Origin of the sequence: Corallococcus sp. CA054B, assembly GCF_003611625.1 — a bacterium.
Lineage (GTDB): Bacteria > Myxococcota > Myxococcia > Myxococcales > Myxococcaceae > Corallococcus > Corallococcus coralloides.
Map to the genome: position 1 here is coordinate 1 of NZ_RAVY01000082.1, position 23,797 is coordinate 23,797.

At 71.5% G+C, this 23,797-nt stretch carries 22 protein-coding genes; 12 read left to right on the top strand and 10 right to left on the bottom strand.

Annotated elements, in window-relative coordinates; all coding sequences use genetic code 11:
- The coding region (locus D7V80_RS20500) for a tetratricopeptide repeat protein (RefSeq protein ID WP_370452512.1) at positions 1-648 on the top strand (648 nt) is incomplete at its 5' end.
- 9 nt (positions 649-657) lie between these two features.
- On the opposite strand, the gene D7V80_RS20505 is transcribed toward D7V80_RS20500, so the two are convergent.
- Together D7V80_RS20505 and D7V80_RS20510 are read right to left on the bottom strand one after the other, a co-directional pair.
- A complete protein-coding gene (locus D7V80_RS20505; protein ID WP_120589753.1) occupies positions 658-1,515 on the bottom strand; it encodes a hypothetical protein in 858 nt (285 codons plus the stop codon).
- 7 nt (positions 1,516-1,522) lie between these two features.
- Complete coding sequence (locus tag D7V80_RS20510; RefSeq protein ID WP_120589754.1) at positions 1,523-2,806, bottom strand: hypothetical protein; 1,284 nt, start codon at positions 2,804-2,806, stop codon at positions 1,523-1,525.
- Positions 2,807-3,109: 303 nt separating this feature from the next.
- On the opposite strand from D7V80_RS20510, the gene D7V80_RS20515 reads away from it, so the two are divergent.
- From D7V80_RS20515 to D7V80_RS20530, 4 genes are all read left to right on the top strand, one after another.
- Positions 3,110-5,422, top strand: coding sequence for a glycosyltransferase family 39 protein (locus D7V80_RS20515; protein WP_120589785.1), 2,313 nt, complete (start codon positions 3,110-3,112; stop codon positions 5,420-5,422).
- Entirely contained in the window at positions 5,419-6,378 is a 960-nt protein-coding gene (locus D7V80_RS20520) for an ABC transporter ATP-binding protein (RefSeq protein ID WP_120589755.1), read from the top strand. Before D7V80_RS20515 ends, D7V80_RS20520 begins: the two co-directional genes overlap by 4 nt.
- Before the next feature lie 2 nt (positions 6,379-6,380).
- Entirely contained in the window at positions 6,381-7,181 is an 801-nt protein-coding gene (locus tag D7V80_RS20525; protein WP_120589756.1) for an ABC transporter permease subunit, read from the top strand.
- Between the two features lie 197 nt (positions 7,182-7,378).
- Positions 7,379-8,425: an SPFH domain-containing protein gene (locus D7V80_RS20530; RefSeq protein WP_120589757.1), complete on the top strand. Its 1,047-nt coding sequence runs from the start codon at positions 7,379-7,381 to the stop codon at positions 8,423-8,425.
- 72 nt (positions 8,426-8,497) lie between these two features.
- Here the strand turns inward: D7V80_RS20530 and D7V80_RS20535 are convergent, their stop codons facing one another.
- Both D7V80_RS20535 and D7V80_RS20540 read right to left on the bottom strand, forming a co-directional pair.
- Entirely contained in the window at positions 8,498-9,040 is a 543-nt protein-coding gene (locus D7V80_RS20535) for an FHA domain-containing protein (protein WP_120589758.1), read from the bottom strand.
- Positions 9,041-9,082: 42 nt separating this feature from the next.
- A complete protein-coding gene (locus D7V80_RS20540; protein ID WP_120589759.1) occupies positions 9,083-10,816 on the bottom strand; it encodes a chromosome segregation protein SMC in 1,734 nt (577 codons plus the stop codon).
- 29 nt (positions 10,817-10,845) lie between these two features.
- Here D7V80_RS20540 and epmA point away from each other — a divergent pair, with 29 nt between their 5' ends.
- From epmA to D7V80_RS20555, 3 genes are read left to right on the top strand one after another with little or no spacing between them, the layout of a single operon-like run.
- Entirely contained in the window at positions 10,846-11,859 is a 1,014-nt protein-coding gene (gene epmA, locus D7V80_RS20545) for an EF-P lysine aminoacylase EpmA (RefSeq protein WP_120589760.1), read from the top strand.
- Positions 11,859-12,596, top strand: a complete 738-nt coding sequence (locus D7V80_RS20550; RefSeq protein ID WP_233585552.1) for a 1-acyl-sn-glycerol-3-phosphate acyltransferase — start codon at positions 11,859-11,861, stop codon at positions 12,594-12,596. The genes epmA and D7V80_RS20550 overlap by 1 nt, the downstream gene beginning before the upstream one ends.
- On the top strand, positions 12,593-13,312 hold the full coding sequence (locus D7V80_RS20555) for an inorganic pyrophosphatase (protein WP_120589762.1): 720 nt from the start codon (positions 12,593-12,595) through the stop codon (positions 13,310-13,312). Before D7V80_RS20550 ends, D7V80_RS20555 begins: the two co-directional genes overlap by 4 nt.
- An 89-nt stretch (positions 13,313-13,401) precedes the next feature.
- Here D7V80_RS20555 and D7V80_RS20560 read toward each other — a convergent pair whose 3' ends face one another.
- Complete coding sequence (locus D7V80_RS20560; RefSeq protein WP_120589763.1) at positions 13,402-14,073, bottom strand: MmcQ/YjbR family DNA-binding protein; 672 nt, start codon at positions 14,071-14,073, stop codon at positions 13,402-13,404.
- Between the two features lie 199 nt (positions 14,074-14,272).
- On the opposite strand from D7V80_RS20560, the gene D7V80_RS20565 reads away from it, so the two are divergent.
- Both D7V80_RS20565 and D7V80_RS20570 read left to right on the top strand, forming a co-directional pair.
- Positions 14,273-15,718, top strand: a complete 1,446-nt coding sequence (locus D7V80_RS20565) for a nicotinate phosphoribosyltransferase (protein WP_120589764.1) — start codon at positions 14,273-14,275, stop codon at positions 15,716-15,718.
- A 42-nt stretch (positions 15,719-15,760) separates the two neighbouring features.
- Positions 15,761-16,729, top strand: a complete 969-nt coding sequence (locus tag D7V80_RS20570; RefSeq protein ID WP_120589765.1) for a nicotinamidase — start codon at positions 15,761-15,763, stop codon at positions 16,727-16,729.
- Positions 16,730-16,742: 13 nt separating this feature from the next.
- On the opposite strand, the gene D7V80_RS20575 is transcribed toward D7V80_RS20570, so the two are convergent.
- The 3 genes from D7V80_RS20575 to D7V80_RS20585 form a co-directional block, all read right to left on the bottom strand.
- On the bottom strand, positions 16,743-17,855 hold the full coding sequence (locus D7V80_RS20575) for a glycerate kinase (RefSeq protein WP_120589766.1): 1,113 nt from the start codon (positions 17,853-17,855) through the stop codon (positions 16,743-16,745).
- A gap of 82 nt (positions 17,856-17,937) precedes the next feature.
- Entirely contained in the window at positions 17,938-18,432 is a 495-nt protein-coding gene (locus tag D7V80_RS20580; protein ID WP_014398853.1) for a YkgJ family cysteine cluster protein, read from the bottom strand.
- Positions 18,433-18,496: 64 nt separating this feature from the next.
- Positions 18,497-19,810 (bottom strand): class I SAM-dependent rRNA methyltransferase, encoded by a 1,314-nt coding sequence (locus D7V80_RS20585; protein WP_199738767.1) that lies wholly within the window; start codon positions 19,808-19,810, stop codon positions 18,497-18,499.
- A 110-nt stretch (positions 19,811-19,920) separates the two neighbouring features.
- Between D7V80_RS20585 and D7V80_RS20590 the strand changes: the two genes are divergently transcribed.
- Positions 19,921-20,421: a hypothetical protein gene (locus D7V80_RS20590; protein WP_147447160.1), complete on the top strand. Its 501-nt coding sequence runs from the start codon at positions 19,921-19,923 to the stop codon at positions 20,419-20,421.
- 92 nt (positions 20,422-20,513) lie between these two features.
- Complete coding sequence (locus D7V80_RS20595; RefSeq protein WP_120589768.1) at positions 20,514-21,074, top strand: FxsA family protein; 561 nt, start codon at positions 20,514-20,516, stop codon at positions 21,072-21,074.
- On the opposite strand, the gene D7V80_RS20600 is transcribed toward D7V80_RS20595, so the two are convergent.
- Both D7V80_RS20600 and D7V80_RS20605 read right to left on the bottom strand, forming a co-directional pair.
- Positions 21,046-23,079 carry a FecR family protein gene (locus D7V80_RS20600; RefSeq protein ID WP_120589769.1) on the bottom strand — a complete coding sequence of 678 codons (2,034 nt, stop codon included), beginning with the start codon at positions 23,077-23,079 and terminating at the stop codon, positions 21,046-21,048. The genes D7V80_RS20595 and D7V80_RS20600 overlap by 29 nt on opposite strands.
- Positions 23,066-23,734, bottom strand: a complete 669-nt coding sequence (locus D7V80_RS20605; RefSeq protein WP_120589770.1) for an RNA polymerase sigma factor — start codon at positions 23,732-23,734, stop codon at positions 23,066-23,068. Before D7V80_RS20605 ends, D7V80_RS20600 begins: the two co-directional genes overlap by 14 nt.
- Positions 23,735-23,797 lie beyond the last annotated feature (63 nt).

Genomic DNA, 23,797 nt, shown 5'->3' on the forward strand with positions numbered 1-23,797 from the left:
GTGTCGGTGGGCGCCGTCGAGCCCGCGTCGCTGGGGGGCCGGCCCGCGCAGCGCATCCGCGCGGAGCTGGACGGGGTGGGGGGGCGGACGCACCTGGTGGCGTGGTTCGTGCCGCGAGGAGAGTGGGTGTACCGGCTCGTCTTCACCTGGCCACAGGCCTACCCGGCGTACGCGCGGGTGATGGAGCGGATGACCGCGGACGTGCGCTTCGAGGAACCCGCGAGCCTGCGGGTCGCGAGGGCCCGGGCGTTGCTGGTGCCGGGCGTGGCGGGGCCGCTGCGGGAGCTGGGGCATGCGCTGCGGCGGTGGGGGCTGCCGGCGGATGCGGTGGAGCCCCTCGCCTCGGCGGTGCGGCTGGCACCGACGCAGGTGGACACGCGCGTGGAGCTGGCCCGTGCGTACTTCGAGTCTGGACAGGTGGATGCAGGCTGTCACTCGGCGGCGGAGGCCCGGGTGTACGGGCCGTCCGACACGGGCGCGCTGGAGGCCGGCGTGCGCTGCGCGCTGGCGCGGGGGGACACGGCCGAGGCCCTGCTGCGCCTGGAAGAGGCCCGCCGCGTGGACCCCCGGGATGCGCGCCTGCGCGCGGCCGAGGGCGCCTTGAAGGCGGCGGTCGAGGCGCCGGGGCCGTCTCCCCAGAGGCGGTGACGCGGGAGCTCAGCGCTCGCCGAACGGGCGCACCGCGAGCCCCACGCCCAGCATTCCCTCGTCGCGCCGGAAGAGGCCCGCGTCGCTGCGCACGCCCGTGGCCGTGAGCCGCGCGAACACCGGCGCGTCGTTGACCGCGAGGAGCACGTGCTCCAGCGCGACCTCGCCCCGCGCCCGGAACCGGGCGCCGCCGTCGAAGTCGAAGCTCCAGCCCGCGAGCCCCGTCGCGCGCAGGGCCCACCTGCCATCCCGCGTCTCCCAGCCCGCGTCGAGCAGCAGGGACGTGAAGGGGGACACCTCGTTCCGGGTGCCCTCCGGCGCGTGTCGCAGCGCGTGGCTCGCGGCGGGCCCCACGGCCAGCCAGCCCCACTCCGTGTTCGTGCGGAGCGGATCCAGCAGCAGTCCCACGCGGCCCGTCTCCAGCGTCCAGCCCGGGCCCTCCAAGACGCGCCGCTCCAGGTGCGCCGCGCGCAGGGCGAGGGCCACGTCGAACGGGAAGGGGATGTTCCGGGGCCGGCCGATGGAGATGAGCAGGGAGCCCTCCTCCACGTGCCTGCGCAGCAGTCCGTCGTACGCGGTGAAGGTCAGCCCCTTCCGTGCGCCGCCCCACGCCTCCGTCATGAGCAGCCGGTGCGAGTTGATCCACAGCGAGTCCGCCTTGCTGTCGCTCTCGCGCACCGTGCGGACGAGGAACCCCGTGCGCACGGCGAGTTCCTCCGCGCCGTCCTGCACGCGCAGTTGGGTGCCCAGCACCCAGCCGGTGCCGGGGTCGAAGCAGGTGGGGAACGGCTCCCCGGCCGCCGTCTGGCCCTCACAGGACAGGCCGGGCGCGGTGCCCAGAAGCAATGCGAGCGCGAGCGCCACCATCCCGGGCCTAGCTCTTTCCAGGAGAGGCCTCCGGCGCGGTCCTTCTGGCCGGGGCCCACATGGAGAAGCGCAGGCCCGCCTGCGCGGACCACTCCCAGCCGGCGGGCGCGTTCGCCACGTCGTCGCGCCACGTCCCGCGTCCGTCCAGCGTCACGCTCACGGGCTGGTCGTTGATGGCCAGGGCGATGAACTCATAGCCCGCGCGCAGCCTCAGCCGCTCCGGACGCAGGGGCCGGCCCTCCACGGCTTGCGCGAGGAGCACCTTCTGGGCCTCCGCGCCAAAGCGCACGTGGTGGAAGCCGTCCCGGTCCAGGGTGAAGTCGCCCTCCAGCGCCGCAGCGGGAACGAGCGTGAAGAAGCCGTTCGTCCGGTCGCGCTCCACGGCGGGCCCGGTCCGCACGCGCACGTAGGACACGAGGTCGCTCGAGTGCCACAGGTCCAGCGTCACGTTCGTCGCGGCCACGGAGAGGAAGTCCGCGTGCGCGTCCTCGCGGCGCACCTGTTCGCCGTGGAGCACCTCCATCCAGAAGCCCAGGTTGGCGTAGATGTCGAAGCGCCGGGGGCGGCCGTAGAAGGTCGTCACCCGGAAGAGCGGCGCGTCATTCTGGCTGCGGAAGTCGTAGCGCAGGAGCGTGGCGTCGTAGGAGGCCGCGTCGCCCAGGTACAGCTCCGTGTCCAGGAGCGTCATCCGGTGCAGCCGGTCCGAGTCTCCCGGCCACTCCAGGTCCACGCCGAAGTCCACCCGCACGCGCTGGTCCAGGCGGTCCGTCCCACGCAGCCAGCGCGGCGCCCAGGCCCCGCCCACGTAGACGCGCCGGTGCAGGTCGAAGTTGTACTGGAGCACCCGGCCGCGCTCGTCGCGGTACCAGCCCGGCGGCGCCTCCGCGATGGCGGGCACCAGTCGGTACTGGCGCGTCAGCTCCGTGGGCATCAGGTTCGACACGCACCTGTCCACCCGCTGAAGGGACTGGTCCTTCTCATGGCCCTCCACGTCCAGCTCATGGGCGGGCGACACCAGGCACTCCTTCTTCACGTCGTCGCAGCGGGCGCGCCACGCCCCGGATGGCACGGCGGGCGTGGGCGGCAGGGCGAGGCACCGCGCCTGCCCGTGATGGGGCTGCTGGGGTGACGACGCGTTCGGAACGGCCATCTGGAAGTCCCATGGCTCCGGCTCCGGTGTTGGCTCCACCGGAGCTTCGACCGGAGCTTCGACCGGAGCCTCAGGAGCTTCCGGCACCTCCACCTGACCCAGCAGGAGGGCACAGCCCAGGGTCACCGCTGAAACCAGCATCACTGCTCCTCTTGAGATTGAGCGACGAGCGGCCCTCCGCGTTCCGGCCACGCGGTCAGGCTTCGTGATGGGGGGCCATTACAAGGCCCGTGCCCCTGACTGAGGGACGGCCTTTCGCGGACTTGCCCGTGCGGCTGTGCAGGCGCCTGCACAGCCCCTGTGCACGCGGAAGCGCATGCGCTGGCGCGAGAACGACGCACTCCCTTCCAGGTCGGTCGACCGGCGGGGGTGGTGGGGGTATAAGCCCCCCGGCCCCGTGGGGTGCACGGTGGCCCGTCCCGGACGACGAAGGAGCACGCGCGCGTGGCAAGCGACGGCGAAAAGAACCCGCAGGGGGATTCCACCTTCACCCAGGCCATCCTGGGTGATGACACCCTGACGTCTTCATGGGGGCGGCGGTGGATGGCCCTGTCCTTCAGCGCGCGCGTGGTCCTGGCGACCGCGGGCTTCGCGGCGCTGCTCTTCGTGCCCTACCTGGGCGCGGTCGGCCTGTGGGACCCCTGGGAGACGCACTACGGCGAAGTGGGCCGGGAGATGATCCAGCGCTCCGACTACGTCTATCCCTTCTGGGAGAACGCGTGGTTCTTCTCCAAGCCGCCGCTCACCATGTGGATGCAGGCGCTGGGGATGAACCTCGTCGGCGCGCTCCGCGGCGACGGCGCCATGGGGCTCTACACGGAGTGGGGCATGCGCATGCCCTTCGCGCTCCTGAGCATCACCGCCGTGGCGCTCCTGTCGCTGGCGGTGGCGCGGGTGGTGAACATGCGCGCGGGGCTGGCCACGGGCTTCGTGCTGGCCACCATGCCGCTGTACTTCCTGCTCACCCGGCAGACCGTCACCGACACGCCCTTCGTCACCACCTTCGTGTGCGCCATGGCGTGCGCGATCATCGGGCAGCTGGATGACACCACGAAGCACCGCGCGGCCTGGTGGTACGCGTTCTACGTCTTCGCGGGCCTGGCCTCGCTGGCCAAGGGCCTGCTGGGCGTGGGCCTGCCCGCGGTCATCCTGGTGCTGTACGCGATTGCCGGCGTCATCCCCTGGAACCGCGAGAGCCTGGAGGCGCACCTGCGCTGGCTCGCCAGCGGCGAGGTCCGCGCCCAGGTGCGCGCGGGCACGCGGGCCATGCCCGTGCTGTGGGCGCAGATGTACCGGATGAAGCTGGGCACGGGCATCCTCGTGTTCGCGGCGGTGGCGGTGCCCTGGTACCTGACGCTGGTGCTCTTCAACGGCGTGGACGACGAGGGCAAGCTGTTCTGGTACCGCTTCTTCATCCACGACCACCTGAACCGCCTCACCGCGGGCGTGCACACCACTACGCCGGGCGGGTCGTTCACCTACTTCATCGAACAGGGCGGCTTCGCCATCTTCCCGTGGGTGGCCCTGCTGCCCGGCGCGTTCGCGGTCGTGTCGCGCCTCAAGCTGCGCTCGCGGGACAAGGCGGACCACCTGGCGCTCATCGCCGTGCTGTGGGTGGCGTTCGCGTTCTACCTGCTGGCCTCCAGCGCGACGAAGTTCCACCACTACGTCTTCCCGGTGCTGCCGGGGCTGGCCATCCTCATCGCGCTGTTCGTGGACCGGCTGTGGCGGGACGGCATCTCCGAGCACGCCGTGAGCCTCATCTTCGGCCTGGTGCTCTTCATCCTGGTGGGCAAGGACCTGGCGGAGAACCCCAAGGACTTCACCGACCTGTTCGTCTACAACTACGACCGGCCCTATCCGCAGGACCTGGTCACCAAGCCCATCGCGTTCTTCTCCTCGCGCCCGCTGTGGATGGGCGACCTGGTGACGCTGGTGCTCCTGGCCTTCGGCGTGTACCTGGCCTTCGACGCGTTCTCCCCCAAGGCGAAGCTGGAGCGCCCGGCGGCGGCGCGCGCGGTGGCGCTGGGCCTCCTGCTCACGGGCGGGGCCACGCTGGGCGCGGTGGCTTCGCAGGGGCTGGTGTCCGCGATGGGGCTGTGGGGCGTGGCGCTGGTGGCGCTCGCGGGCTTCCTCTTCTGGCAGGCGTCGCGGCCGGAGGAGGCGCCGGGGCGCACGGTGCTCCAGGCAGTGGGCTTCGGCCTGGCGCTGGTGGGCGTGGCGCTGGCGGTGCGCGGCTTCAAGGGGCCGCCCACGTCGGACGCGCTGTTCAAGGCGCTGTCCGGCACCATCAACGTGAAGGTGGGCATGGGCTTCGCGTTCGGCGTGGCCGGCGTGCTGGCGGCGGTGGCCGCGCTGCAGCGCTCGCGCGTGCTCTTGTTCAGCACCTTCTGGGGCCTGGCCGCGGCGTTCGCGCTCTGGTTCAACTGGGGCCACTGGGTGGACCTGTCCCACCACTGGACGCAGCGCGACCTGTTCTGGCGCTACTACAACCAGCGCAAGGCGGGCGAGCCCATCGCCGCGTACATGATGAACTGGCGCGGGGAGACGTTCTACTCGCGCAACACGGTGGAGCAGTTCCGCGCCGGCGACGCCAACACGCGCATGCGCCAGTACGCGTCGCGGCCCGGCCGCGAGTGGGCGCTGGTGGAGCACAACCGCGTGAACCTGCTGCGAAACGCGGTGGGCTCCGACAAGACCGTCACCCTCATCGACCGCGACATCAACAACAAGTTCGTCCTGGTGACCATCGAGTGAGCATCCTCGTCCCGCCTCCCCTCGCGGAGGCCCCCGCGAAGGGAGGGCTGCGCGTGCGCGGGCTGGCGAAGCGCTTCGGCGAGCGCACCGCCGTGGAGGACCTCACCTTCGACGTGCAGCCCGGCGAGGTGTTCGGCCTGCTGGGCCCCAACGGCGCGGGCAAGACGACGACGGTGCGCATGCTGACGGGGCTGCTCAGGCCCTCCAGCGGCGACGCGGAGGTGTGGGGCCACTCCGTCACGCACGACGGCGAGTCGCTGCGCAAGGTGGTGGGGCTGCTCACCGAACAGCCCGGGCTCTACGACCGGCTCACCGCGCGGGAGAACCTGCGCTTCTTCATGAAGCTGCATGAGATGGACGAGTCCGTCGCGTGGCCCCGGGCGAAGCACTACCTGGAGCGCTTCGGGCTGGGCGGCCGCGAGGACGACCCGTGCGGCGGCTTCAGCAAGGGCATGCGCCAGAAGCTGGCCATCGTGCGCACGCTGGTGCACGACCCGCGCGTCATCTTCCTGGACGAGCCCACCAGCGGCCTGGACCCGGAGTCCGCGCGCACCGTGCGCGACGCGGTGGCGGAGCTGGCCTCCGAGGGGCGCACCATCGTGCTGTGCTCGCACAACCTGGCGGAGGTGGAGCGGCTGTGCGAGCGCGTGGCCGTGGTGCGCCGCCGCCTGCTGGCGCTGGGCCCGGTGCGCGAGATGCGCCGCGCGGGGCAGTCGCTGGACGTGCGCGTGGAAGGCAACGCGGAGGCCTTCGTCCCCGCGCTGGCCGCGCTGTCCTTCCGGCCCAACGTGCTGGTGGAGGGCGGCCGCCTGCGGGTGATGCTGGCGGATGAGGCGCGGGCGCCGGACGTGGTGGCGTACCTGGTGGGCGCGGGGGCTCGCGTGCACAGCGTGGTGCCCGCGCAGCGGCCGTTGGAAGAGGTGTACCTGGACCTGCTGCGGGAAGAGGAGACGTGAGCATGGCCTTCCGGCCGCGACGTGCGTTGGCGGTGTTCTGGAAGGACTCGCTGGACCTGCGCAAGAACGTGGGCCTGCTCGTGTCCATGGCGGTGCTGCCGCTGGTGATGGTGACGGTGCCCATCGGCGTGGTGTGGACGTACGTTCGCCAGCCGGACCACGCGGACCTGCGCACGGTGGCGCTCTTCTACGACCCCACGCTGCCTTTGGGCGCGAGCGCGGCGCGCTTCCTCATCGACAAGTCGCTCACCGACTGGTTCGGCATGTTCCTGGTGATGCCCGTCTTCATCCCCATCCTCATCGCGTCCCAGAGCGTGGCGGGGGAGAAGGAGCGCCGCACGCTGGAGCCGCTGCTCGCGTCGCCCGTGTCCGCGGCGGAGCTGGTGGCGGGCAAGTGCCTGGCCGCGCTGGTGCCCGCGGTGGTGCTGACCTGGGTCGCCTTCGCGCTGTTCTGCGTGGGCGTGGACTGGGTGGCGTGGCCGCTGGTGGGCGCGCCGCTGATGCCCAACGCGCTGTGGGGCTTCGGTGTGTTCGTGCTCGCGCCGCTGTTCGCCTTCTTCGGCAACGGCGTCGCGGTGCTCATCTCCGCCCGGGTGAGCGAGGCGCGCATGGCCCAGCAGCTGTCCGCGCTGGTGGTGCTGCCGCTGGTGGGGCTGGTGGGGGGCCAGGTGGCCGGCGTGCTCAAGGCGGGCATGGCGTATTACGCCATCCAGGGCGCGGTGGTGCTGGTGCTGGACTTCATCCTGCTGGCGGCCAGCATCCGGTTCCTGGACCGGGAACGTCTGGTCAGCCGCTGGGGTTGAGTCACTGGCGGGTTGGAGAGTGGACTGCCAGGGGGCCGGCCGGACGGGCAGGCGCCCGTGAAGCTGTTATGTTCCAAAGCAGGACGCAGGGCGGAGCGCGGTGGCGCTTTCGCCCCGGCGGCCCCGCATTTAGGGGTTGGGGTTACGAAGCTTTGAAGACCTGCCGCCCAGGCGGCCACGGAGGCGCTGAAACAGACATGGGGATCTTCGACAGCATCAAGGGCGAGGCGCAGCGAAACTTCATCGCCCGCGCGGACAGCGCGAAGGGCGAGATCGTCTACAAGTATCCGGAGAAGAACGTCCGGATGAAGACGCAGCTCACCGTGGACGCGGATGAGGTGGCGCTGTTCGTCAAGGACGGCAAGGTGGAGGGGAAGCTGGGGCCCGGCCGCCACACGCTGGACACCAACAACATCCCGTTCCTGTCGCGCCTGCTGGAGGGCTTCACCGGCGGCAACATGTTCATGGCGGAGATCTTCTTCGTCTCCAACCGTGAGCACACGGGCGTGAAGTTCGGCGGCCCCATTGGCGACGTGCGCGACCCGGAGACGGGCCTGGGCATTGGCACCATGGTGTACGGCGACTTCTCCATCCGCGTGACGGAGCCGGAGAAGCTGGTGGTGGGCCTGGTCGGCATGGGCCGCGCGTCCAACGAGGAGTTCCTGGGCTGGTTCAAGGGCCAGGTGCTCAAGGTGACGCGCGACCGCACCGCCGAGCTGCTGGTGAAGAAGAAGTGGCCGCTCCTGGACGTGACGAGCGGCGCCTACGTGGAGGAGATGGAGCAGGAGATCCTCGCCGGCCTCAAGCCGCACGTGGACTCCTACGGCCTCACCATCGTCCGCATGGGCAACTTCGTCGTCAGCATCAAGCCCGAGGACGAAGTCACGCTGAAGAAGCTGTCCAAGGACGTCGCGTACTCGCGGCTGGCGGGCGGCTTCCAGCAGTACGCGCAGGGCCAGGCGATGCTCGGCGCGTCCGAGGGCATGGCCAAGGGCGGTGGCGGATCCGACGGCGCCATGCAGGGCATGGGCATGGGCATGGGGTTCGGCATGGCGCAGATGTTCGCCAACCAGCAGAACCAGCAGCAGCAGCAGCGCCCCGCGGAGCCCGCGCAGGCGGCTCCTCCCGCGGACACGCGCAGCCCGGCGCAGCGGCTCAAGGAGATCAAGGAGCTGAAGGACGCGGGCGTGCTCTCCGACGAGGAGTACGCCGCCAAGCGCGCGGAGCTGATGAAGCTGCTGTAGTCCCGCGGCTGCCCGCGCTGGCGTGAACGAGGGCCCTGTCTCCCAGGTGGGAGGCGGGGCCTTCGCGCTTTTTCAGGGGGCGGGCGCGCCCGGCACGGCGAGGCGCAGCTGTTCGTGCAGCGTCTCCGCGCGCAGGTAGAGGAACTGCACGTCGCCGAAGGCCAGCGTGGCGCCGTCGTGGAGCATCACCTGGGCCTTGAAGCCCAGGGGCGCGCCGTTGATGAAGGTGCCGTTCATGGACTGGGCGTCGCGCACGGAGAAGTCCCCGGCGCCCGCGTTCCAGCGCAGGGTGGCGTGGTGCTGGGAGACGGAGGGCTCCGGCACCAGGAGGTCGCACGCGTCGGTGCGGCCCACGGTGAACTCCTCGCCGTCCTGGTTCGGCTGGAGGAAGTGCACCTCCAGGTTGTCGAAGTCGCGCAGCATCGCGAGCAGCCGCTCCTCCATGCGCGAGCGGTGCGCCATCCCCACCGTGCGCAGGCCCACCATGCCCGGGGCCACCACGGCCTTGAAGGCGGCGTCCACGGGCTGCTGGATGAGGGCGATAGCGCCGGACGCGGACCGGAAGGACTCCAGCGAGGCGCCCGCGAAGGGGCGAAGCTGTTTCACGGACACCATGGCTTGGGACCCTACGTGCAACGCGTGGAGACGGGAAGGGGCCTACGAGGCCAGCGGCGTGGCGTCGGCCCGGGGCATCTGGGGCACCGTCGAGGCCGGCGTCTTCGCCGGGGCCGCGGGCGTCGGCGCGGGCGTGTCGTCCAACCGGCGCAGGTCCAGCTTCATGGGCACCTGGAGCGTGGTGCTCAGCCGCAAGAGCAGCACGTCCGGCGCGAGCCCGTTCTCACCAATCGCCTGCGTCAGCTCGCGCGCGGAGGGCGCGCTGCCTCGGGCCCAGAGCTCCTTGAGGAACGCGCCCGCCTCCGGCGCGCGCCACCACGCCGGGCCGAAGCGCGCCTTCAGCTGCCCCTGGAGCTGCCCCGCCAGGAACCACGCCCGGAAGCTGTCGGCGGACTGGTAGAAGTCCTCCTGGTCCACCAGGTAGCGCTCCACGTCGTCCGCTGTCATGGGCATGGCGCCCGTGCGCGCCATCAGGGCTCGGTAGAGCTCGCGCGGATCCACGTCCGTGCGGCGGTGCAGCTCCAACTGGTAGAGCAGCCGGCCCGCGGCGTGGCGGATGAGGTACAGCTTGTGCGCGCTGGAGGCCGCCAGGTACTGGGCGCGCTTGTCGGCATCCCCCAGCACGCCCGCGTTCTCCTCCAGCCACACCGGGTCCTCCAGCAGGTCCTCGAAGAGCGCGGAGTACGCCTCGCCCACGGTGGGGTTGCCCAGCCGCGCCAGCTCGAAGCGGGCCTCCTGGGTGAAGGCCATGTGCAAGAGGTGCCCCACCTCATGCAGCACGCGGCCCTGGTGCAGCACGCCCGTGCCCGGCTTGAAGGACAGCCGCACGTCGGACGGCACCTTCACCGCCAGGGCCAGCGGGCGCGGGTTCTTCCTCGGCAGGTCGCGCGCGTCCACCTTCACGTTGGGCAGCGCGTTCAGGTCGATGCCCATCCCCGCCACCGTGGCCTGCGCCTTCGCCAGCGACTCGCCCTTCGGGAACGCGTCCTCCACCTCGCGCGAGCGGAACAGGCGCGGGATGTCCGCGCGGGTGAGCTGCGCGAAGGGCAGCCCCAGCTCGCGCTGGGCGAGCCGCTCCATCACCAGCCGGTACGGCTCCTGCGTGGCCTGGAGCACCTCTTCCGCCAGCTGCGCCAGCCGCTCCAGGTCCGCCTGCCGCAGCTCGCTGCCGAAGGCCTCGTAGGACTCGAAGCCCATCTGCTGCACCAGCTCGCGGGTGCGCGTCTCGCGGCGCAGGAGCGTCTGGTTGAGGCGGGCGAGCGCGGGCGTGGCCGCGGCGTAGAGCGCCTTGCGCCTGAGGGCGCTCTTCTCGTTGGCGAGCAGCCGCTCCAGGTCGTGGTAGCGCACCTCGCGCCCGTCCACGTTCAGCTTGAGGGACGCCTCCAGGTTGGCGGACGCGTCGTTGTGCTCGGCCAGTTCGCGCGACAGGAACTCACCGGCGAAGTGGCCGTGGAGCGCGGTGAGGGCGCGCAGCTCGCGCGGGTCCCTGGTCAGGTGCCGCAGCCGGTCGATGCGCCGCAGGTTCTCCAGGCTGAAGAGCGCCTGCTTGCCGCTGTAGGTGGCGGAGATGTCCACCGCCTTGCCCTCCGTCCAGAAGTCCCAGACGAGCCGGTGCTGCTCCTCCAGGAGGAGGGCGGCCTCCGTGGACAGGGCGTTCACCTCGCCGGTCAGCAGTTCTTCCTCGCTGGGAGGGGGGACCACCGCCGGGGGCGCCTTGTGACAGGCGCTCAGCAAACACACGGCGGCGGCGAGGAGGGACGGAATCCTTGGGGACATGGGCCGCCCATGTTACTTCCGACCCGCCGATGCCCAACGTAAACCCATGGCGAGCGGCCCGAGGACGCCAGGGCCTCTACTCCGCCCTGCGACAGTTCTTCGCAAGCCAGGGATACCTGGAAGTGGAGACGCCGCTGCTCGTGCCCACTCCCGGCATGGAGCCGTACATCTCCGCCTTCGAGACGCCCTTCGTCCCGGAGACGGACCTGGGCAAGGCGCGCACGCTCTACCTGCACACCAGCCCCGAGTACGCGATGAAGCGCCTGCTCGCGCAAGGAGCCGGGCCGCTGTTCCAGATCTGCAAGGTGTTCCGGAACGGCGAGGTATCCCAGACGCACAACCCGGAGTTCACGCTGCTGGAGTTCTACCGGCCGCACGCGGACTACCACGCCATCATGGACGACCTGGAGGGCGCGCTGGCGGCGGCGGGCCGGGCGGCGGCGGACGCGAAGGAGGGTGAAATGGGCGCGGACCCCGCCTTCTTCACGCGCACGCCGTACGAGCGCGTGACGGTGCGGGACGCGGTGCTGCGCGCCACGGGCGTGGACATCCACGTGCACTCGGACGGCGCGTCGCTCAAGCGGGCGGCGGACGCGGTGGGCGTGCACACCGGGAGCTCCACGTCCTTCGACGACGTCTTCTTCCACCTCTTCCTGGAGCGGGTGGAGCGGGGGCTCGGCCACGAGCGGCCCACCTTCCTCATTGAATACCCCGCGTCCATGGCGGCGCTGTCCCGGCTGAAGCCCGGCGACGGCCGCGTGGCGGAGCGGGTGGAGCTGTACGCGAAGGGGCTGGAGCTGGCGAACGGCTTCTCTGAATTGACGGACGCGGTGGAGCAGCGCGCGCGGCTGGTGGAGGAGCAGGAGCTGCGCCGCAAGCTGGGCCGCGCCGTGTATCCCCTGGACGAGCGCTTCCTGGAGGCGGTGGGCCGCATGCCGCCGTCCGCGGGCATCGCCGTGGGGCTCGACCGAATCCTGATGCTGCTGCTCGGGGTCCAGCGCATCGAGGACGTCCTCCTGTTCCCCGCGCACGGGTTCGTCTGATGCTCAAGGTGCTCCAGACGCTGTTCGCTGGTACGGCCACGGTGGGCCTCACGGGCGTGACGTCCGCGACGGTGACGCTGCTGTCCGGTTTGGATCAGCACCCGGCGGCGGACAAGGTGCTGGGGGCCTGGGGGCGCTCGGCGCTGGCGGCGGCGGGCGTACGGCACGAAGCCTTTGGCCTGGAGAACATCCCGAAGGACGGCAACGTCGTCTTCGTGAGCAACCACCAGTCGCACTTCGACGCGATGGTGAACTTCGCGCACATCGACAAGCACACGCGCTACGTCGCCAAGGCGGAGCTCTTCAAGGTGCCCGTGTTCGGCCGGGCCATGCGCGTCGCGGGCAACATCCCCGTGCAGCGCACCGGCGGCGCGGATGACCGGGCCCGGCTCCAGGAGGCCGTGACGGCGCTGCGCGAGCGGGTCAGCGTGCTGTTCTACGCGGAAGGCACGCGCAGCCCGGATGGCGAATTGAGGCCCTTCAAGAAGGGCGCCGCCACGCTGGCCATCCAGGCGCAGGTCCCCGTCGTCCCCATGGCCGTCTCCGGCACGCGGCTCATCCTCCCCAAGGGCGGCCGGGCCATCCAGTGGGGCCAGCAGGTCGCGTTGGTGGTGGGCAAGCCCGTGCCCACCGAAGGGCTGACGTTGGCTGACCGGGATACCCTTACCCGCCGCCTGGAAGAAGCGGTGGCCGGGCTGTACGCCGAGGCGCGCCAGCGCTCGGGAGACACTCCATGAAGAAGAGCACCCAGACCACATCGCAGGCCCACCCCTGGCATGGCATCTCGCCCGGGCCGGAGGCCCCTGAAGTCGTCACCGCGTACATCGAGATCGTCCCCACGGACGCCGTGAAGTACGAGATGGACAAGGAGTCCGGCATCCTGATGCTGGACCGGCCGCAGCGCTTCAGCAGCCAGTGCCCCACGCTCTACGGCTTCATCCCGCGCACGTACTGCGGCGAGCAGGTGGCGAAGCGCTGCGCGGAGCGCACCGGCGTGAAGGAGATCCGCGGCGACGGGGACCCCATCGACATCTGCGTGCTGACGGAGAAGGTCGTCTCCAACGGCAACCTGCTGGTGCACGCGGTGCCCGTGGGCGGCTTCCGGATGATCGACGGCGACGAGGCCGACGACAAGATCATCGCGGTGCTGGAGTCGGACCTCGTGTACGGCGAACTCCAGTACATCGCGCAGCTGCCGCGCCCGCTGCTGGACCGCCTGAAGCACTACTTCCTCACCTACAAGCAGATTCCCGGTGAGGGGAAGCGCAGCGTGGAGATCGCGGAGGTCTACGATCGGCAGGAGGCCATGGAGGTCATCCGCCGCAGCATGCGCGACTACGACAAGCTCTTCGTGGAGCCGGAGGCGAAGCCCGCGAAGAAGTCCGCGCCGGCCGCGCGCCGCAAGACGGCCGTGGCGAAGGCCAAGGGCCCCATGGGCCGGGGCAAGAAGTAGCCGCTTCCCGCGAGTCCCACCGCGCAAAGAAGGGCAGGGCCCGGCAAGGGCCCCGCTTCCTTTCGCGCGTTGACCGTGCGTGCCTGGCGCTAAGAGCGGCGGGCGCGCTTGGGCGCGGGGGTGGCGGCGCGCTTGCCGCGGGCCGGAGCGGGGGCCTTGCGCGCCGTCTTGGCCTTGGCGGCGGAGGCCGTCTTCGCGACCGCCTTCCCAGCCTTCTGGGTCGCCTTCTTCGCCGCGGTCTTCACGCGGGCGGCGGCCTTCTTGGCCACGGCCTTCACCTTGCCCACGACCTTCTTCGCGGCCTTCTTCGCCGGAGCCACGGCCTGGCGCGCGGAGGGCTTCTTGCCCGCGGCGGCCTTGGCCGGCTTCGAGGCGGGGCCAGGGACGGCGGTGCCCCGGGCGGGGAGCTGGTCCACGAGCTTCTTCGGCGCGATGGCGCGGTAGCTCTCGTCGATCCACGCCTTGATGACGGGCACCGGCACCTGCGAGGCCTCGTCGAAGTGGGCCGTGACCCAGCCGCTCTTGCCCAGGCCGTACTCGGTGGGCTCGGTGAAGGGCAGCGTGAGGGCGGCGTCCTTGGAGTCGGGCAGCTTGGCGGAGAGGTTGAGCTTCTCGCCGTCGACGGTCATGAAGAGGAAGGTCTTGTCGTTGACCTTCATCGCCCGGTGGCCCCAGGGGAAGTCCTCGTGGGCCTTGGGGTAGCTCATCGCATGTTCGCGCAGCACGGCTTCGACCTTCTGCGTCTCGTTCTCTGCGGGCATGGGCACCTGGCTTCGTTGTGTTTCGTGACAGCTTAACCGCACCTGTCGCATCCAGCGTATTCCCCAGTGTGGCGGTTGCCGGAGGAAAGACAGGTGACGGGACACCCGTGGTTTCCCGCATCCGTCGGAACCCTTGGTCCTAGGTACGGGGTGGCGGACACGCATAGTCTCGGGGTCAACGATAAGGAGTCGGTGCCCGATGCCCCAGTCGCTGCTCGCCACGGATGGCTACAAGTTCAGCATGGCGGAGGCCGGCTGGCCCCTGCGGAAGGAAACGTTCTACTACTCGCACCGCAAGGGCGGGCCCCAGGTGATGCCGCTGGACCTGGCGGCCTGGGTGCAGAGCCTCCTGCCGGAGCCGCAGCCGGACGACTACGCGTTCCTCGCCCGCCACGACTACGAGATGGGCGTGGGCTTCAAGGCGGCCATCCTGCGCAAGGCGCAACTGTCCGTGCGCGCCATTCCGCGGGGCGCGCTGTTCCTGCCGCGCGAGCCCATCCTGACGATCACGGGTCCCTCCGCGCTGGTGTCCTGGCTGGAGCCGATGCTGTTGCAGCTCAACTACCGCGTCCAGGTGGCCACGCAGGCGCTGCAGGACCGCGAGGCCCTGGCCCGGACGCTGGCCACGGTGTCGTGCGAGGAGGAGAAGCGCATCGCCCTGGAGACGCTGGACCAGGTGGGCGTGCGAGCCGTGTCCATCCAGGTGGACCCGGAAGGCTACGTGCGGCGCGTGCGGGCGCAGGTGAAGGAGCTGGTGGACGTCGTCGAGGACCCCTCGCGCATCTTCGAGGTGGGCCTGCGCGCGGCGACCTGTCTGGAGCAGCACGAGCTGGCCCTGCGCGCGTGCCAGGAAGCGGGCGTGCAGCGCACGAGCAACGTGGAGGGCGCGCGGGTGCTGAACATGATTCCCGTGGGCACCATGGGCCACGAGCACGTGCAGCGCTACGGCTCCGACGACGCGGCCTACCGCGCGATGCACGAGCGCCGGCCGCAGCGCTCCAGCTACCTCTTGGACACCTTCGACACGCTGACGTCGGGCATCCCCGCGGCGTTCAAGCTCATCTCGGAGGACCCGCAGGGTGGGGACTCCATCCGGTTCGACTCCGGGAACAAGAAGCTCCAGTACCTGTACGCGGTGACGCGTGCGCGCGACCTGGGCATCAAGCCGGTCATCATCCTGGAGGACGGCCTGGACGCGCAGATGACGCGCGAGTTCGAGGAGCTGCGCAAGCAGGTGGGCTGGGAGCCGACGACGCAGTTCTACGGCTACGGTGGCCACATCGTGGCGCGCACCATGTCCCATACGCTGACGCGCGACCGGGTGGCGGCCATCTACAAGCTGTCGTGCTCGGGCGCGACGCCGGTGATGAAGTTCGGCAACGAGCTGGCGGAGGGCAAGCAGAGCGTGCCGGGGACGCCCGTCCTCTTCCGCCGCCGCACGGGCACGGGGCCGCTGGGGCTGGTGGGGCAGGCGGGGGAGGCGACGCCCCAGGGCTACTTCCCGCTGATGGAGTCGGCCCCGTCCACGCCGTCGCTGGTGGGGACCGAGGGCCTGACGCCGGAGGAGCAGCGCATCGGCTACACTGCCACCACGCAGGCGCTGGTGGAGTCCATCACCCGGCGCCACTTCCCGCAGGGCCGCTGACGCCATGGGCGCGGCGGCGCTGACGGGCCTGGAGAGCACGTCATGCCGCTGCCGCTTCCCCGGTTCCACGACGACGCACGTGTCGGCCAGCTCTACCTGGAGCGCGTGGCGGAGGTCTCCCAGGAGGCCCACCGCTACGCCGCCGAGCACCGCGTGCGTCCGGCCCGCGAGGACACGCTTCGCATCGCGGCGTTCGGCATCGACGCGCAGGTGGCCTTCTGCACGCCGGGCGCGAGCCTCTTCGTCCCGGGCGCGGTGGAGGACACGCAGCGCACGCTGCGCTGGTTGTACGCGCACCTGGACCGGCTGACGGGGCTCGTCTTCTCGCTGGACACGCACCGGGCCTTTCAAATCTTCCATCCGGCGTGGTGGAAGGACGCGGAGGGGCGTCCGCCCGCGCCCATGACGGTCATCACCGCGAAGGACGTGCGGGAGGGCCGCTGGCGGGCGACGCGCCATCCGGAGGAGAGCCTGGCGTACTGCGAGGGGCTGGAGGCCAGCGGCCGGTACGTGCTGACCATCTGGCCGTACCACGCGCTCCTGGGGGGACAGAGCCACGCGCTGGTGCCCGCGATGTACGAGGCGAGCCTCTTCCACGCGCTGGTGCGGGACACGCCCACGCACTTCGAACTGAAGGGCGAGCACCCGCTGACGGAGAACTACTCCGTGATGGCGCCGGAGGTGACGGAGGTGAAGGGGCAGCGCGTGGGCGAGTTCAACGCGCGGCTGATGGAGCACCTGCTGTCGTTCGACCGCGTGTACGTCTTCGGTCAGGCCAGCTCGCACTGCGTGCTGTCCACGCTGCGCGACCTGCAGCAGTCCCTGGAGGGCACGGACCGCTCGAAGCTGGGGAACATCTACATCCTGGAGGACGCGATGAGCCCCGTGCCCGCGCCTCCGCTGGAGCCGCTGCCCGCGGCGCTGGATTTCCCGCGCGTGGCGAAGGACGCGCTGGCGGGCTTCAAGGCCGCGGGGATGCGCGTGGTGCGGACGACGGATCCGCTGGAGTAGGGCAGGGCCGTCGCTACCGGCCCAGGTGCGCGAGCGCCCACTTCATGGTGGCCTCGCGCAGCGCCTCCCGGGCGGTGGCACCCGGGCGGGCCTGCGCGCTCAGCTCCACCACCTCGCGGAAGAGGGACAGCTCCGGTTTGTTGTCCCGCTGCACGACGCCCGCGAACAGCACCACTTGCGTCCCTTGCGCTTGCGCCAGCCTCGCGAGCGCCACGGGCCCCTTGCCCATGGACGTCTGCCGGTCGAAGCGTCCCTCGCCCGTGAGCACCAGGTCCGCGAGCAGCACGCGCCTGTCCAGCCCCAACGCCCGCGCCACCAGGACATATCCGGAGGTGAGCTTTCCGCCTCCGAGCGCCGCGAGCCCGTAGCCCAGGCCTCCCGCCGCGCCCGCGCCGGGGAGGTTCGCGGGGCCCTCGTCCACGATGCGGCAGAACGTGGCCAGCGCCGCCTCCAGCTCCTCCACCGCCGCCGCGTCCGCGCCCTTCTGCGGACCGAAGAGGCGTGCGGCGCCGTCGTTGCCCAGCAGCGGCGCCGTCACGTCCGTGGCGATGAGCAGCTCCACCTGCTCCAGGCGCGGGTGCTTGCCGCTCGCGTCCACGCGCGAAAGCCTGGCGAGGCTCGCGCCCCCCGGCGGCAGCGGCGCTCCATCCGCGTCCAGGAAGCGGAAGCCCAGCGCCTCCAGCGCGCCCTTGCCGCCATCCGTGGTGGCGCTGCCGCCGAGGCCGACGATGAGCCGCTCGCAGCCCGAGTCCAGCGCCGCGCGCATCAGCTCTCCGGTGCCGTGCGTGCACGCGGCGCGCGCGTCTCGCTGCTCCGGAGGCACCAGCGCGATGCCCGAGGCCTGCGCCATCTCCACCACCGCTGTGCGCCCATCATCCAGCCGCGCCCAGCAGGCCTCGACCGGCGTGCCCATGGGGCCGCGCACCGTGAGCCGTCGACGCTCGCCCTTCGAGCCCGCGAGCAGCGCGTCCAGCGTGCCCGGACCGCCGTCCGCGAGCGGCGCCACGTCCAGCACCACGTCCAGCGAGGCCTGCCGCAGCCCCTCCGCCATGGCGTCCGCGGCCTCGGCCGCGCTCAAGGTGCCCTTGAACTCCTGGGGCGCAAGCAGCCAGCGTGGGGGGATCATGCTCGGGCACCTGCGGGCTTGGACCGCGCGGACACGGGGGAACTCCGGTGGGCGCTCCGCCACCGCGTCTGCATCAGGGTCTTCATCGTTCCTCCCGGGCCGGGGCGGTACTGACCCCGGCATACCATTCCAGGAGGGGACGTGGCCCGCGCAGTGACGGCATCACGCGCTGTGAAATCCGCTCCAACCGCAGGAGGAGCCTGGACACCTCGTCCGACGGCTGCCGGGCAGGGCCCTGGATGCGCTGACAGAAGAAGGTGCGGCAGCCGAACGGCCGGTCCGCGTACACGGTGCAGCGCAGGCCCGCGGCGTCCAGGTAGGGGCAGGCGCCGTCGGCGCGAGGGGGCGGAAGGGGCTTGCTGCGCTTGAGCAGCTCCCACTCCGGGAGCCACAGCCAGGGCTGGCGCTTCGTGACGGCCAGCTGGCAGCACTCGCCGCTCGCGGGGCACGAATACGGGGCGTACGCCGCGTCCGCCTGGCGGTAGACGGTGCGCGTCTCCTGGAGGGCGCGCTCCAACGCCCGCGTCCCGGACGCGGGGGCCTCATCGTCTGCGTCGTCCCAATCCCGGCGTGCCATGACTGAACCGTTCCCGCACGTCGGGGTCCGCTCGATGGACCCCTTGGATGGGTCCCACCCTATCTCACAGCATGCGCAGGACGAAACATTTGAGGTAGCGCGTCTCACGCAGGTTGAGGAGGACGGGGTGGTCGCGGCCGGCGCCCCGGCGCTCGATGATCTGCACCCGGCGCTTCGCGTCCGCCGCCGCGGAGGCGAGCATCTCCTCGAAGGCCTGCTCATCCACGTGGTACGTGCAGCTCGCGGTCACCAGGATGCCGCCGGGGCGCAGGAGCTGGAAGGCGCGCAGGTTGAGCTCCTTGTAGCCGCGCACCGCCGCCGGGATGGCGTCCTTGTTCTTCGCGAAGGAGGGCGGATCAATCACGATGGTGTCGTAGCGCTTGCCCTCGTCCACCGCGTCGCGCAGGAAGTCGAAGGCGTTGGCCGTCACGACCTCCAGGTTGGAGAGCTTGTTGGACTGGGCGTTGTCGCGCAGCTGCGCGGAGGCGGACTCCGAAATCTCCACCGCCGTGACGTGCTTGGCGCGCGTGGCCAGCTGGAGCGCGAACCCGCCCACGTAGCTGAAGCAGTCCAGCGCCTCGCCGAAGGCGTACTGCGCCGCCATCACGTGGTTCTCACGCTGGTCCAGGAACGCGCCCGTCTTCTGGCCCTCCAGCAGGTCCGCGCGCATGCGCACCAGCCCCTCGTCGAAGGACACGGGGCCCGGCGGCAGCGCGCCGCGCAGCAGGCCCTTCTCCGGGAGGAGGCCCTCCAGGTGGCGCACGCTCACGTCGGAGCGGTTGACGATGCCCTTCGGGTGGAACTGCTCCTCCAGCAGGTCCGCGATGAGCGCCTTGCGCTGCTCCATGGCGGGGACCAGGAACTGCACGCTCAGGTAGTCGCCGTAGCGGTCCACCACGAGCCCGGGCAGGCCGTCCGCCTCGCCGTGCACCAGGCGGTACGTCGACTCGCCGGGCAGCGCGAGCTTGCGCAGGCTTTCCGCGGACTGGAGGCGCTGGCGGAAGAAGTCCACGTCCACCGCGACGTCGTCGTTGGTGAGCCAGCGCAGGGAGATCTTCGACTGCTTCGAATAGAAGGCCTTGCCCATGAACCAGCCGCGGCCGTCCACCACGCGCACGACTTCACCGCCCTGGAGGCCGGGGTCGCCGTTGAGGTCCGCGCGGTAGATCCACGGCGGGCCCGCGAGCCACCGGTCGGAGCCGCGGCGCAGGAGCATCACCTGGGGGGTGCCGTCCGGGCCCAGCTCCGGCGACGTGCGGTCCGGCCGGAGCTTCTCGGGGCGCTGGCCGTGCTTCTCCGGGCGCTGGCCGGGCTTGCCGCCGCGTCCGGGGGGAGGGGAGCCGGGCCGGCCGGAGCGAGGGGGAGAGGTGGGCTTCATCGAGGCGTCTCGGAGGGAAAGAGGCGGGGGCGACCGCGCGGCGTATACTCGCAACCCGCGTGAGTTACGAGTTGGTCCTTCAGGCGCGGACCCAAGGCGCCCCCTTCGACATGGCCCGGGTGGACGCCCTGCTGGCGGCGCGCCCGGGGACCGCCCGCCCGGACGGAGTGCGCGAGTGGGACCTGGGGGTGGGCACCGTGGAGGTGCTGCCCCTGCGCGACGGCAAGCGGGTGGTGGGCGCGGAGCTGCGCGTGCCGCTGGTGGACAGTGAGGACCTCATCCGCGAGGTCCTGACGGAGGCCGCCGGGCTGGCCCACAAGGCCCAGCTCCGGTTGTTCGACCCGCAGCTGGGAGAGGTCCTCACGGGCTCCGCCACGGAGCGGGTGGTCGAGCAGTACCTGCGCACGGAGCACTACCGGCGCACCGCGAAGCCCATGGAGATTACGCCCGGCCTGGAGGAGGCGATGGACCGGGCCGAGCGCGTGAACAGCCTGGGCCTGCCGTCCGAGCGCATGTCGCTGACGTCGCGGCTGGTGCTCTTCGCGGTGGGCGGCTTCGCCCTCCTCTACTTCGTGATGAGCTTCCTGATGGCGAAGCTCAACGGGGAGTGAGCCAGGGGGCGCCGGGGACCCTGGAGGGCGGAAGACACGGCGTGTGCTGCCGGCAATGAGCGCCGGAGTGAATCTGGCGTTAACGTGCCAGCGTGCTCAAGGCCCTCGTCATCGTCTGCATCCTGTTGCCCCTGGCGGAGCTGTACCTGCTGATCACCCTGGGGCATCACATCGGGTTGGGGTCCACGCTCGCGCTGCTGGCGGCCTCCGCCGTGCTGGGGAGCCTCATCGCCCGGAGGCAGGGCGAGAAGGTGTTCCGCAACTGGCGCGAGGCCATGGCCGGTGGCGGCGTGCCAGAGGAGGGCCTGCTCAACGGCGTGCTGGTGATGGTGGGCGGCGCGCTGCTCATCGCGCCGGGGTTCATCTCGGACGTGGTGGGGCTTGCGTTGATGGTGCCGCCGGTGCGCCGCGTGGTGACGGCGCGGGTGCGGCGCTCGCTGGAGCAGACGCTGCGGTCGGGCACCGTGCGCTTCACGCAGGTGGGGCCTGTTCCGGGCGTGGATCCGTTCCAGGACGCCCGGCGCTTCGACCCGCAGGAGACGGCCGCGAAGGTGGAGCCCTCGGGGGAGGGCCCCACCGCCTTCCGCCGTCCCCGGAGCGAAGGGGGCGAGGTGGACGCGGAGTTCACCAGCGACGAGGAACCCCGGGGCTGACGGGCATGCGCTGGGGCGACCCGTTCCAGCGCGGCGTCACGGGCGCGGGCAGGGGCGCGGGCTTCTTCGGGAGGGCGCCGGGCTCGGGCTCGGGGGACATGCCCAGGGCGATGCGGGCCTCGGTGGCGTAGTGGCCGTTGGGGAACTCGCGGAGGTACTGGCGGAACTCGTCCTCCGCGTCCGCGGGCTGGTGCTGCCGGTTGAAGCAGCGGCCGCGCAGGATGCGGGCCTGTTCCCGGTGGCTCGTGCGAGGGCTGGCGGAGGCGATCTCCCCCAGTCCCACGAGGAACTGCCCGCACGTGGTGCCAGCCGTCTGGACCTTGGCGTAGCCGAGGAAGCGCTCATCGGAGTCGTCCGACAGCAGTCCGCCCGGAACAAGCCCCCCCAGCGTCTTGCGCTTGCGCGGCTCCGAGGGCGTGGCCGGAGCCATGGAGGGAGCCTGCACGGCGCCCGGCGTGGGAGCGGAGGACGCGAGCGAACCCGCCGAAGCGCCAGGGTAGGGCGCGAAGTCGTCGGAAGGGGTGGGCTCGCGCGGATGCACGGCCTGCGGAATCTCCGTGTTGGGAGCATGCGCCTGGGCCAGGGCCTCCCCCGGCGCGTGCACGGCAGGGGCCTGGGCAACGGCGGTGCGCGGCGCCTCGGGAGCCGGAGCATCGGGCGTCCTCTGGGCGACGGCCTGCGACGGCGCGGCGTTGTTCTCCACGGGAGCCGGGGCGTTAGGCGTCGCCTGGGCGATGGCCTGTGACGGCGCGGCGTTGTTGTCCACGGGAGCCGGAGCATCGGGCGTCTTCTGGGCGACGGCCCGTGACGACGCGGCGTTGTTGTCCACGGGCGGAGTGCCGGGAGCCGGGGCGTTGGGCGTCTGCTGGGCGACAGCCTGGGACGACGTGGCGTCGTTCTCCACGGGCGGGGCGCCAGCCACGGGCGTGTCGCGGGTGGCAACGGACGGGCTCACCTCGACGCGTGACGGTCCCTTCTTCGCGGGCACGACGCTCGCGACCGCGGCGCTGGGAGCCGCGGCTTGCAGGTCCCTGAACGCCTGCCGGTCTCCGGCGGAGAGCGCGCGAGGCTTCAAGGCCGCACCCGTGCCCGCGAGCTCCACGCGCTCGCCCGCGTCCACGAAGCGCGGAGGCTGACCCTCGGCGTCCACGCGCACGCGTCCTTCGAGCACCGCCACCGCGGCCCCGGCCGCCGTGCGCTCCACCGAGAAGACCGTCCCCACGACGGACACCCGCAGGCCCGCGGACTCCACGAGGAACGCGTCGCGCTGCGCATGCGAGGCATTCACGGACAGCCGTCCCTGCTGGACGGTCAGGTGCACCGCCTTCGACTCGGCGCGGGCGAACACCACGTCCGAGCCCGCCGACAGGCGCACGCGGCTTTCATCCGGAAGCCGCAGCACGGCCGACGCCTTCGGAGGCGTCCTCACCGCCATGCCCGAGCGCAGCCGCATCCCTGCCGCCAGCGCATGTTCCACACCGGTGGCCTCCCGCACCACCGCGCCGGTGACACGCTCCGCCTCCGTAGTGGAGGTCGCTTCCGAAAGAGCCGCGACCGCTTCCTGCTTTTCAGTCGCCGAAGGAGAGGGCGCACCCGACGCGACCGTTCCCTCCGTGGTGCCACGCTGCCCGGTGCCCGGGCGGGTCGCGACCGGGGACTCCGGCCCTTGCGCCGCATTCCTCCAGAGCGCCCCACCCAGCCACACCACCAGCGCGACGGCGCAGGCCCCCGCGAGGGTCATCGCCCACGGCGACAGGAACCGCCGCTCGGGCGCCGCCATCCGCTTCGCCGCGGCGGCCTTCAGCTTCGCCCCCGTCTCCTCCCACCGCACGGAGGGCTCCACCGAGCGCGTCGTGTGCAGCAATGCCCGGGCCTCCACCACGCGCTTCCACTCCGCCGCGCACGCGGCGCACTCCGCCACGTGTGCCTCCACGCGGGCCTTGCCGGCGGCATCCAGCTCCCCCGCGGCCAGTGCCCACAGGGCCTGTGTCTCATGACCGGCCATGGGAACCTCCCACCGGCCGGGCGACGACCAGACGCTGCATGGCTTCGGTGAACTCCAATCTCGCGTGATGCAGGCGGCTGCGCACGGTGTTGGGAGAGCTTCCCACGGCGAGGGCAATCTCGTCCGGGCTCATGCCGCACAACTCGGCGTAGACGAAGACGATGCGCTTCTTGGGCTTGAGCTTCTCCAGCGCCGCCTCCACCAGCCGGGCGGCCTGACGGCGCTCCGCGGCGCGCTCCGGGTCCTCCTCCGTCGCCACCATCTCTGGCGGGTCCGCGAAGGGGTCCTCCGGCCGGCGCCGCTTCCACCTCAGATGGCTGAGCGCCACGTTGGCGCACACCCGGTAGAGGAACGTCTTGAAGCGGGACTCGCCCCGGAAGCCCTTCACCGCCGTGAGCAGCCGCAGGTACGTCTCCTGAAGGAGGTCGTCCACCTCCACGCGGTTACCCACCAGGTGGCGCAGGGTGCGCGCCGCGTCCAGCTTCGTGGCCTCGTAGAGCTGCTCGAAGGCGCTCAGGTCCCCCTCCTGGACCCGCTGGACCAGGATCCGCAGGCGGGCCTCGTCCGCGGAAGCCGCCCCACGCGCGTCCACCGCGTCCACGCCGGACTCCGGCGGGACCGTGGCCGTCCACGTGCGCGCTCCTCGGCTGAACACCAGGGCCTCTCCTTCAGGACGACGATGAAGGACGTCACCCTTTTCCAGGAACGCCCTCCAGTC